Origin of the sequence: Streptomyces sp. NPDC050743 (assembly GCF_044456925.1) — a bacterium.
Taxonomy (GTDB): Bacteria; Actinomycetota; Actinomycetes; order Streptomycetales; family Streptomycetaceae; genus Streptomyces.
Window position 1 is genome coordinate 32,766 of record NZ_JBITGJ010000072.1, and the last position, 10,203, is coordinate 42,968.

Sequence of the window (10,203 nt, forward strand, 5' to 3'; positions counted from 1 at the left end):
GCGTGGGTCACGCCGAGGTGCGGACCGCGTCCAGCAACGCGGCCTGCGCGATCATGTCCTCGTCGGGTGCGGCGGCCTCCCGCACGGCTGCGGCGAAGGCCGAGACCGCCGCCGCGACCTGGTCGAACGGGTCTAGCCGGATCCGCTCGGTACGGCCGTCCCGTGTGAGGACGACGTCGGGCACGTGGTCGGCGGGCGGAGTGAAGGCCCGCTGCACCCGGACACTCCCTTCACTACCCCACAGCTGGTACTCCGAACGGTAGGCATGCGCCATCCCGAACTGCAGCTGGGCGGCGACGCCGTGCGGGGTGCGCAGCAGCGTGGCACCGGAGGTCTCCACGCGTCGGCCGGGGCCTGCGGAGAGATGCGCACCGACGACCCGCAGCCCGCCGCCGAGGAGGTGCAGGGCAGCGCGGACCGGGTACAGGCCGATGTCGGCCAGGGCGCCGCCGCCCAGCTCCGGGTCGTAGCGGATGTCGCCCTCACCCGGCGCGGGGACGGCGAACGCCGCTTCCAGCGAGCGGAGTTCGCCGATCGCTCCGTCGGCGACCAGCCGCCGCACCGCCGCGTGCTGCGGGTGGTGGACGAACAGGACGTTCTCGACGAGGGCCAGTCGGGCCGCGCGCGCCCGGGCGCACAGATCGGAGGCCGTGGCCGCGTCCTGGGCGAGGGGCTTCTCCACCAGGACGTGCTTGCCCGCGTCCAGGGCGGCGCGGGTCCAGTCGGCGTGCAGGGCGGCGGGCAGCGGGACGTAGACGGCGTCGACGTCGTCCCGGGCGAGGAGTTCGGCGTAGCCGTGCACGGGACGGCCGCCGAAGCGGGCGGCCGTCCGGCGGCCCTTGGCCGGATCGCGGCTGGCCACAGCCGCGATCCGGATATCCGGATGCGCGGCGAACCCGGGCAGCATCCGGCGTACCGCGATGTCGGCACAGCCCAGCACGCCGATCCGTACGACGTCGGTCATCTACCGTGCCTCCGGCAGGGCGTTGAGGCAGGCGAGCAGGGTGCGCGCCTGGACATTGAGGTAGTGGCCGTGCCGTGCCAGGGCGGACAGCTGGCCCGGCGTGACCCAGGCGTAGCCGGGCGGCGGGTCGGCGGGCGCCGTGTCCTCGTCGGCGTCGACGATCAAGTAGCGGGCCTCGGCGTGGTAGAAGCGACCGCCCTCCTCCGCGTGGACGGCCTCGTACCGCACGGCCTCCGCGGGGGCGTCGAGCACGGCGTCGAGGAAACGGGGGCGCTGCTCCGGGGCCAGGTGGGCGTGGTTGCCGGGGGTGCACTGGACCGTCGGTCCGAGTTCGACGGTGTCGAGGAAGCCGCCCTCGACCCGGGCGTGCACCAGCAGATGGGGCACGCCCCCGAACTTCCGCCGCAGAAAGGCTGCGACACTGAGGCCCACGGGGGCGATCAACGGCTGGGTCCAACCAGAGACCTCGCGGTTGCCCGCCCGGACGGCGACCGCGATGACCTGGAAGTAGCGCTGCGCGTCGTGGCTGATGGCGTGCTCGTCCGTGGTCCAGCCGGGCAGTCCGGCGAGCGGAACACGCCGGGCGCGCACGTGGTGCCGGGACCGTTCACCGGTGATCCAGGAGAGCAGTTCGGTGTCGCCGAGCACGGCGTGAGGGAGCGGGCCGCCGGCCGGCGGCAGGCAGGACAACACGGTGCGGGAGTCCATGTTGACCGCGTTGTCGTGGTGGAGCAGCGCGTTGATCTGGCCGAGCGTCATCCAGCGGAAGTCCTCGTGCGGCGGGATGTCGCCCGTCGCCTCGACCACCATGTTGCGGTTGGACTTCCGGTAGAACCACGAGCCGTGCTCGGACTGCAGCGAGTCGGCGAGCACCCGTCCGCGCAGGGGCCCCCGGAAGTGCTCCAGATACCGGACGGCGGCGCCGCGGTGGGCACCGGTGTAGTTGCTGCGGGTCGCCTGCACGGTCGGGGACAGCTGCAGGAGGTTGGGGTTGCCCGGCTCCATCTTCGCCTGCATCAGGAAGTGCAGTACCCCGTCGAACTCCTTGGCGAGGATCCCCAGGATGCCGACTTCGGGCTGGACGATGATGGGCTGGTGCCAGGCGGCGGCGGGGCCGTCACCGAGCGGCTCGCCCTCCTGCTTGACGTGCAGCCCCTCCACGGTGAAGAACCGGCCGGTGCGGTGCCTCAGGTTGCCGGTGTCGGGCTCGAACGACCAGCCGTCCAGCGCGGCGAAGGGAATGCGGTCGACCTGGAAGGTGTGGGCGCGGCCCCGTTCGGCCAGCCAGTCGACGATGTCCGCGGTGGTCAGGTGGACGCCGTCGACGGCTGCGGCGGAGGTGGCGAGGCGGGCGCCGAGGTCCGCGTTCTGGCGTGGCCTGAGCACGGCGGGGGCGGGGTGAAGCGACGTGAGCGACATCGCGTTTGTCTCCTTGGTCTCGGGGCGGCGAGGGCGGATCAGACGGGGGCGGGCCACGACTCCGCCTCGGCGAGGTAGCCGTCCAGGAGCCGGCGTGGGTAGTCGGGGTCCAGGCCCCGGGGGGCGGTCCCGGGGACGAGGGCGCGTAACTTCTCGATGGACACGGTGTGCGGGTGGACCGGACCGGCGTCCACGTACTCGGTGACTGCCGGGACGCCCATTCGGCGGCGCAGGTGCCCGGCGATCTCCTCGACGGGGACCGCCGTGCCGGAGGCGACGTTGACCGTGCCGGACCGCAGCGGAAGCGCCAGCAGGCGGTCGATGACGTCGACCACGTCGGCGACCGCGATGAGGTCCCTGGTGGCGCCTCGGTGGATCCGTACGGTGCCCTCGCGCAGACTCCGCACCAGGGTCGGCAGGAGCTGGTGCTCGGGCTGCCCCGGGCCGACGAGGTGGCTCAGGCGCAGGATCAGGTGGTCCGCTCCGCTGGCCCGCAGCAGGTCTTCCTGGGCGAGCTTGTGTGCGCCGTAGGGGGTGGCGGGCATGACGGGACCGTCCTCACGGGCCGGGCCGTCGAGGGGGCCGTACAGACCCGCGGAGGCCGTCGAGAAGAACAGCAGCCGCCGGCCGGTGCCGACGCAGCGCCGGGCGGTGTCGGCGAGGAGCTCCCGCTCGCGGCCGAAGTCCTTCTCGAGGGTGCCGCTGGCCCAGGAGACGCCTGCGGCGAGGGCGACGGTGTCGGGGTGGCGGCCGGCGAGGGGCCGCAGATTCCGTGCGAGGAAGCCGTTTCCCACGATGTGCATGCCGTGGTCCTGTTCCGGTCGGTACGGGCAGATGCGAGGGCGGGGGTCAGCGGACGGAACCGTCCACCGGGTGCTTCACCGGTTTCCACCAGTGCGGGTGGTCGGTGTACCAGGCGACGGTGTCGGCGAGGCCCTGCTCGAAGCCGATCCGCGGGGCGTAGCCCAGTTCCCGGCGGATCCTGGTGTCGTCGATGGAATAGCGCAGGTCGTGCGCCTTGCGGTCGGGCACCCGCAGCACCTTCTCCTCCCCCGCGCCGAGCAGCTCCAGCAGACGCCGGGTGAGGTCGAGGTTGGTGTGTTCGTTGCCGCCGCCGATGTTGTAGACCGCACCGGGCCGCCCGCCGTCCAGGACGAGGGCGATGGCCCGGCAGTGGTCGTCGACGTGCAGCCATTCACGGACGTTGCGGCCGTCGCCGTACAGGGGGACCGGCCGTCCCTCCAGCAGATTGGTGACGAACAGCGGTATCAGCTTCTCCGGGTGCTGGTACGGCCCGTAGTTGTTGGAGCACCGCGTGACGGACACGTTCAGCCCGTGGCTGCGCCAGTACGCCCGGGCCACCAGGTCGGAGGAGGCCTTGGACGCGGCGTAGGGCGAGTTCGGCAGCAGCGGGCTCTCCTCCGTCCATGAGCCCTCGGCCAGCGAGCCGTACACCTCGTCGGTGGACACATGGACGACACGGGGCGTCCCGGCGGCCACGACCGCGTCGAACAGGGTCTGCGTCCCGCACACGTTCGTCCGGAAGAAGTCGCCCGCGCCGTCCAGGGAGCGGTCCACGTGCGACTCGGCGGCGAAGTGGACCACGGCATCGTGGCCGGGCAGGAGCTCGTCCAGCAGGGCCCGGTCGTTGATGTCCCCGTGGACGAACTCCAGCCGGGGATGGGCGGCCGGCAGGTTGTCGCGGTTCCCGGCATAGGTGAGCCTGTCCAGGGCGGTGACCCGGACGTCCGTCCACTGCGGATAGTGGTTGTCCAGCAGGCTCCGCGCGAAATGGGAACCGATGAAGCCCGCGGCGCCCGTGACCAGGACCCTCACGCCGCCACCTCCACCTGGGTGTGGTCGCCGACGACGAGCCGGACGTGGTCGCCGTCCTCGCGGACGGCACCCACGGAGGCGGACCGCCCGATGAGGGAGTGGCGCAGCCCGTCGATGCCGGTGACCGAGGAGCCGTCGAGGGCGATGGAGTCCTCCAGGCGGCTGGCGGTCACCACGCAGTCACGGCCCACCGAGGTGTACGGGCCGAGACGGCTGTCCCGGACGACCGAGCCGGCGCCCACGATCACGGGGCCGGTGATGCGGGAGCGGACGATCCGCGCCCCCTGCTCCACCACCACCTCTCCCACCAGCTCGCTGTCCTCGTCCACCGTGCCGGACACGGAACGGACCGCCCGGTCGAGGAGATGCCGGTTGCACTCCAGGACGTCCTCCACCCGGCCGGTGTCCCTCCAGTAGCCGTCGTACTCGTGGGCCCGGACGTCCGCGCCGTGGGACAGCAGCCACTGCACCGCGTCGGTGATCTCGAGTTCGCCGCGCGGGCTCGGGGCGATCGTGGCCACCGCCTCGTGCACGGCGGAGGTGAAGAAGTACACCCCGCACAGGGCGAGGTCGCTGCGGGGGTGCTCGGGCTTCTCCACCAGCCGTTGCACCTGGCCGTCCGGGCCGAGCTCCACCACCCCGAAGGCGCGCGGGTCGGCGACCTTGTGGACCAGCACCTGCGCGGCGGGCCGGCGGGCGGTGAACTCGGCGGCCGCCTCGGCGATGCCGTCGGGCAGCATGATGTCGCCCAGGTACATCACGAAGTCGTCGTCACCGAGGAAGTCGCGGGCCACGGCGACGGTGTCGGCCAGGCCCCTGGGGGCGTCCTGCCGCAGGTACGTCACCCGGGCCCCGAACCGGGAGCCGTCACCTATCGCCGCCTCGATCTCGGCACCGCGGTCGCCGACGATCACGGCGATCTCCTTGACGCCCAACTGCTGGATGTTGCGCAGGACGTGGACGAGGACGGGAGTGTTGGCGACGGGGATGAGCTGCTTGGGCATCGAGTAGCTGAAGGGGCGCAGACGTGTGCCCGACCCTCCTGACAGCACCAGTGCCTTCATGGGGGAGGTCCTTTCGCGTGGCTGAGGGGTCAGTTGCGTGCGAGCTGTTCGAGTACGGGGACCAGCTGTGCCGGCACCGGCATCCGGGTGATCTCGGCGGCCAGCTCACCCGCCCGCTGCCGGAAGCCGGGCTTCTCCAGCAGCTCGCGGCAGGCCGTGGCGACGGCGTCGGGGGTGTCCTCGCCGGGCAGCAGGGTGATGCCCGCCCCCTGGTCGGCGACGCGGAGCGCCGGCGTGCGCAGCACCGCGCCCTTGGGGATCAGCAGCTGTGGAACACCGGCGGCCAGACCGGACAGGGTGGTGACGCCGCCGCCGTGGTGCACCATCAGGTCGCAGGTCGGGGCCACCACGTCCAGAGGCATCCAGCCCACGCGTGCCCCGGGCAGTTCGGGACGCAGGGTCTCGGCGACCGCCTCGGGGGCCGCGACGACCAGTTCGGCGTCCCACGCGGCCAGATCGCGGGCAAGGGTGCGCAGGAAGGCGAAGTTCTCGTCATAACTGTTCTTCGCGACACGGCTGCCTGAGGTGACGCAGATGCGGGGGCGCTCGCCCCGGGTGTACATCCACGACTCCAGCGGACCGTCGTGCCGGACCGCCGATATGTGCCGCATCGGCAGGGCCGGCGCGGCCTGGGCGGGCCGCAGACTCGGCGGGCAGATGTCGATGAGCAGGTCGGGCTCGGGCATCCGGTCCAGGCCCAGTGTGGGCAGGTCCGGGGCGAGCTCGGTCCGGGCGCCGTCGTGGATGTCGTCCGCGTCGATGGCGTCCCAGGTCTGGCGGACGTGGGGGATGCCCAACCGGGCCGCGAGCAGCGGCGCCACATAGCTGAGGGTGCCGCCGACGATCACGTCCGGCCCCCAGCGCTCGGCCAGTTCCTCGAGCGGTGGCAGTCCGGCCAGGGCCATGCGGGCGAACCAGCTGCCGGTGAAGTGCGCCTCCTCGTCCGGGCCGGAGGGGATCGCCACGGGCTTCCCGTCCCGGCCCTTGGTGATGAACTCCTTGATGGGCAGATCGGTCGTCGCGGTGGCGGGCAGGCCCATGGACGCGACGACCGGCATCATGTCCCCGTTGGCGGCTATCACCACCTGGTGTCCGGCGTTGCGCGCGGCGGTGGCCAGGGGTGCCAGGGCGAACACGGTCGCCGGGCTGCCGGCGGCCACGAACAGCATCTTCACGCGGTCTGTCTCCTCACGAGGGGAATGCGGGTGTGCGGCGGTTGCGAACGCCGGCCGGGGCGCTGCTCAGCGCCGGGGCACGGCGCGGAACGGCACGTCCAGCACCGGCTTGTCATGGCTGAAGGCGGCCAGCGAGTGCAGACCCCGGTAGGCACCGGTGCCGCTCAGGCCGACCCCGCCGAACGGCAGCTCCGGGGCCATCACCTGCACCGCGGGCATGCCGAACACCACGGCTCCGGAGGTGGTCTCCGCCGCCAGGCGCCGACGGGTGACGTCGTTGCCGGTGAAGGCGTAGACGGCCAGCGGACGCTCCCGCCCGTTGATGAAGGCGATGGCCTCGTCCAGGCCGGCCACTTCCGTGACGGGGAGCACCGGCCCGAACACCTCCTCCTGCATCACCGGGGCGTCGGCCGGCACCTCCGCCAGCACGGTCGGGGCCAGGTACCGGGAGGCCCGGTCACCGGTGCCGCCGACGACGGTCCGCCCCGCGCCCAACAGCCCCGTGAGCCGGTCGAAGTGACGAGTGCTGACGATGCGCCCGTAGCCGGGCGCCGTCGACGGGTCCGGCCCGTAGAGCCGTTGCAGCGCCCGGACCAGCTCCGGTTCGAGCGCCCGGGCCGTTTCGGGATCGGTGAGGACGTAGTCCGGGGCGACGCACGCCTGCCCCGCGTTGGTGAACTTCGCGCGCACCAGCCGCTTGGCGGTGTGCCCGAGCGGCGCGTCCCGGTCGACGAAGACGGGGGACTTACCGCCGAGTTCCAGCGTCACCGGGGTGAGGTGCTCGGCTGCGGCCCGCATCACGATGCGGCCCACGGCCGTGCTGCCCGTGTAGAAGACGTGGTCGAACCGCTCGGCGAGCAGTTCCTGGGCCGCCTTCGGCCCGCCCTCCGCCACGGCGACGGCCTGCGGGTCCAGATGGCGCGGCAGCAGCCGGGCCAGCAGCGCGGACGACGCCGGGGCCAGCTCGCTCGGTTTGACCACCGCCGCGTTGCCCGCGGCCAGCGCCCCGGCCAGCGGCAGCAGGGCGAGCTGAACCGGATAGTTCCACGGCGCGATGACGAGGACCACACCCAGCGGTTCGCGGTGCAGCTCCGCCGCCGAACCGGTCGGGCAGCCGCTCACCGCGACCGGTCGCGGCCGCATCCAGGTGTCGAGATGACCGAGCAGGAGGTCGATCTCTCGGATGACGAAGTCGACCTCGACGGCGAGGGCTTCCGTACGGGGCTTGCCCAGGTCCTGGTGGAGCGCGTCGGCGAGTTCCGGGCGGTTGCCGTCCAGCAGGGCGCGCAGGGCGGTGAGCTGCCGGACGCGCCAGTCGGCGGGCCTGGTGCGGCCCGCGGTGAAGGCGGCCCGCGCGGCGGAGACGACGGCGGCGGGGGCGTCGGTCGGATCGGACAACGCGGCTCCTGCGGTCGGTTCGGTTCGGGCGGTCCGGTCAGGCCTCGTCGGGGATCCAGCTGCCGTGGAAGCCGAGCGGCACCCGGGCGGGCAGGTGGACGGTCGCGACGGGCGCGCCGATGAAGTCCTCGGCGGAGAGCACCACTAGGTCGGAGGCGCCTCGCTCGGGGTCGTACACATAGGTGAGCAGCCAGCCGTCGTCCTCGCCGCGCGCGGACGCCGCCGGTACGAAGACCGGCTCGGCCGTGTAGTGGCCCCGGCGGAAGGACCGCACCTCGGTGCTGCCGGTGGTGAAGTCGTGCTTGAGCAGGGTGTCGTCGGCGACCGGTCCGGCGGTCTGCGCGTCACTCCCGTACGCGTGCGGGCCGAAGTAGTCGTGCAGATCGGGGACGGTGGCGGCGTAGCCGTAGCGGTGCGGCCGCGAGACCCGGTCCGGGGAGACGCCCGGGAACTCCTGCGGACGGTCGTCCAGCCGGGTCTCGGTGACCTTCCCGGAGACCGTGTCGACCACCCAACGGTCCAGCGTCGGCAGTGAGTTGCCGTCCAGCCGGAGGCCGTCGAACATCCGCGGATAGCGGATCACATCGATCACGACGCGGTCGCGGTCGTCGTAGGCGTTGAGCGTGTGGAAGACCCAGCACGGCTCGATCTCGAACCACCGCACCTCGGTGCCGCCCCGCGGCAGCAGTCCGATCCGCGCCGGCCGGGTGTCGTCCCAGTCGTAGACCATCGGCTCCCCGGCCGCTGCGGCCGCCAGGCTGTTGACCACCGGCAGGTCGTACAGGACCACGTAGCGCCGGGTCAGGCCGAAATCGTGCATCACCGGGCGGTGCGGCGCCGGGACGTTCACCACGCTGGTGACGAGCCCGGACGGCGAGACGACGAGGTGCTGCACGAAGGGGAACCGGGTGGCGTGCGCCACGGCGTGCAGCTCACCGGTCTCCGGATCCAGCTTGGGATGCGCGGTGAAGCCGGCGGGCAGCGACCCGTCGAAGTCGCAGGCGCCGTAGGTCTCCAGCTCCTGGCTCAGCTCGTACGGGCGGAACCCCGACTCGATGAGGGCGAGGATCCGACCGGCGTGCCCGACGACATGCGTGTTGGGCGAGATGTCGGCGCGGGCGACGGCAGCACCGCGCCGCCGGCGTTCGCCGAGGGCGCGCGAGACCGCGGCGGAGCGCACCCAGCGGTTGCGGTACCACTCGGCCCTGCCGTCGCGCAGGCGCACACCGTGCACCATGCCCTCGCCCCGGAACAGGTGGTTGCGGGGCTCGTCCGGGACCAGCGGGTTGGGCCCGTTGCGCAGGAAACAGCCGGTGAGCTCGGGGGGCAGGGTGCCGGTGACGGGCAGGTCGAAGGCGGTGACCTCTTCGGTCACCGGTCTCAGCGCGCCGCGGAAGGGCTCCTTGGCAGGGGTGGTCATCCAATGGCTCCTGTCAGGGTGGTCCGGACGGCGCCGGCGGGTTCGGCGGGCCCCGCGCCGAGGGGGGCCGGTTCCAGCGCCTCGTTGATCGCGGCCAGCACGGTGCGTCCGCTGGTGGGCAGGAACGGGAAGAAATGGGCGCCCTTCACGGTCGCGTGGCGGAACGGCCCGGTGGTGTACCGCCGCCAGCCCGGAACCACGGCAGCCGGCGCCAGCCGGTCGTCACGGCCGCCGATCGCCGTGACCGGGCAGTCGAGCCGCAGCCCGCCGACGGCGAGCAGGGCCTCCCGGGCCAGGACCAGGTCGTGCGCGAGGCGGTGCTCCTCGGGGGTATGGGCCAGGTCCGTGTCGAGCGCCCGCATCGGCACCCGGTGCCGGGCGAACATCAGCTCCAGCCCTTCCGGACTGTCCAGCGCCACGGGGAGGTCCAGGGCCTCGGCCCCCGGCACCCCCGCGGTGAGCACCAGGGCACGGCAGCGGGCGGGGTCGACACGAGCGGTCGCGGCGGCCAGCAGCGCGCCCATGCTGTGCCCGTAGTAGACGGTGGGCAGCGGCTCGCGGCGCCCGAGCTCACCGAGGACCCCGGACACGGTCGCGGCCAGGGTGGTGCCGGGTGGCTCGGCGGTGCGGTGCTCGCGGCCGGGGAGGGTGACCCCCAGCAGTTCCACGTCGGGCGGCAGGACGTCGAGCAGACGTGCGTACGTGCCCGGCCCCGCCCCGGCGTGGGGAAGGACGAGCAGTCGGCGAGTGGCCGGGCGGTCCGCCCGGCGCAGCGGCACTGTCCAGCCCGGCGCGGCCGCGTCCGTACGGCCGGTGCCGCGGCTCACGACCCGTCCTTGATCTCGCAGATCGCCGCGCCGGAGGTGACGGAGGCGCCGACCTCCGCGGTCAGGCCCTTGATGGTGCCCGCCTTGTGGGCGTTGAGGG

General features: G+C 73.0%; 8 protein-coding genes and 1 pseudogene. All 9 read right to left on the reverse strand.

Annotation, left to right across the window (positions count from 1 at the left end; genetic code table 11):
* Positions 1–7: 7 nt before the first annotated feature.
* Positions 8–964, reverse strand: coding sequence for a Gfo/Idh/MocA family protein (locus ACIBJF_RS39640; RefSeq protein WP_399181390.1), 957 nt, complete (start codon positions 962–964; stop codon positions 8–10).
* Positions 965–2,383, reverse strand: a complete 1,419-nt coding sequence (locus ACIBJF_RS39645; RefSeq protein ID WP_399181392.1) for an NDP-hexose 2,3-dehydratase family protein — start codon at positions 2,381–2,383, stop codon at positions 965–967.
* Between the two features lie 38 nt (positions 2,384–2,421).
* Positions 2,422–3,186, reverse strand: a complete 765-nt coding sequence (locus tag ACIBJF_RS39650) for an NAD-dependent epimerase/dehydratase family protein (RefSeq protein WP_399181393.1) — start codon at positions 3,184–3,186, stop codon at positions 2,422–2,424.
* Positions 3,187–3,232: 46 nt separating this feature from the next.
* Positions 3,233–4,219: a dTDP-glucose 4,6-dehydratase gene (gene rfbB / locus ACIBJF_RS39655; RefSeq protein WP_399181395.1), complete on the reverse strand. Its 987-nt coding sequence runs from the start codon at positions 4,217–4,219 to the stop codon at positions 3,233–3,235.
* A complete protein-coding gene (locus ACIBJF_RS39660; RefSeq protein ID WP_399181397.1) occupies positions 4,216–5,283 on the reverse strand; it encodes a glucose-1-phosphate thymidylyltransferase in 1,068 nt (355 codons plus the stop codon). Before ACIBJF_RS39660 ends, rfbB begins: the two co-directional genes overlap by 4 nt.
* Positions 5,284–5,312: 29 nt before the next feature.
* Positions 5,313–6,452 (reverse strand): glycosyltransferase, encoded by a 1,140-nt coding sequence (locus ACIBJF_RS39665; RefSeq protein ID WP_399181407.1) that lies wholly within the window; start codon positions 6,450–6,452, stop codon positions 5,313–5,315.
* A gap of 72 nt (positions 6,453–6,524) precedes the next feature.
* A pseudogene (locus ACIBJF_RS39670) lies at positions 6,525–7,865 on the reverse strand (aldehyde dehydrogenase family protein); the annotation flags it as partial.
* 28 nt (positions 7,866–7,893) lie between these two features.
* The gene (locus tag ACIBJF_RS39675) at positions 7,894–9,276 is read right to left on the reverse strand and encodes a carotenoid oxygenase family protein (protein ID WP_399181399.1); all 1,383 of its coding nucleotides are present in this window, start codon (positions 9,274–9,276) and stop codon (positions 7,894–7,896) included.
* A complete protein-coding gene (locus ACIBJF_RS39680; protein WP_399181401.1) occupies positions 9,273–10,103 on the reverse strand; it encodes a thioesterase II family protein in 831 nt (276 codons plus the stop codon). Before ACIBJF_RS39680 ends, ACIBJF_RS39675 begins: the two co-directional genes overlap by 4 nt.
* Between the last annotated feature and the right edge of the window lie 100 nt (positions 10,104–10,203).

Bases quoted from the DNA above. Each gene is read 5' to 3' on its own strand.
- ACIBJF_RS39640 (WP_399181390.1), bottom strand. From the start codon at position 964: ATGACCGACGTCGTACGGATCGGCGTGCTGGGCTGTGCCGACATCGCG.
- ACIBJF_RS39645 (WP_399181392.1), bottom strand. From the start codon at position 2,383: ATGTCGCTCACGTCGCTTCACCCCGCCCCCGCCGTGCTCAGGCCACGC.
- ACIBJF_RS39650 (WP_399181393.1), bottom strand. From the start codon at position 3,186: ATGCACATCGTGGGAAACGGCTTCCTCGCACGGAATCTGCGGCCCCTC.
- ACIBJF_RS39660 (WP_399181397.1), bottom strand. From the start codon at position 5,283: ATGAAGGCACTGGTGCTGTCAGGAGGGTCGGGCACACGTCTGCGCCCC.
- ACIBJF_RS39665 (WP_399181407.1), bottom strand. From the start codon at position 6,452: ATGCTGTTCGTGGCCGCCGGCAGCCCGGCGACCGTGTTCGCCCTGGCA.
- ACIBJF_RS39675 (WP_399181399.1), bottom strand. From the start codon at position 9,276: ATGACCACCCCTGCCAAGGAGCCCTTCCGCGGCGCGCTGAGACCGGTG.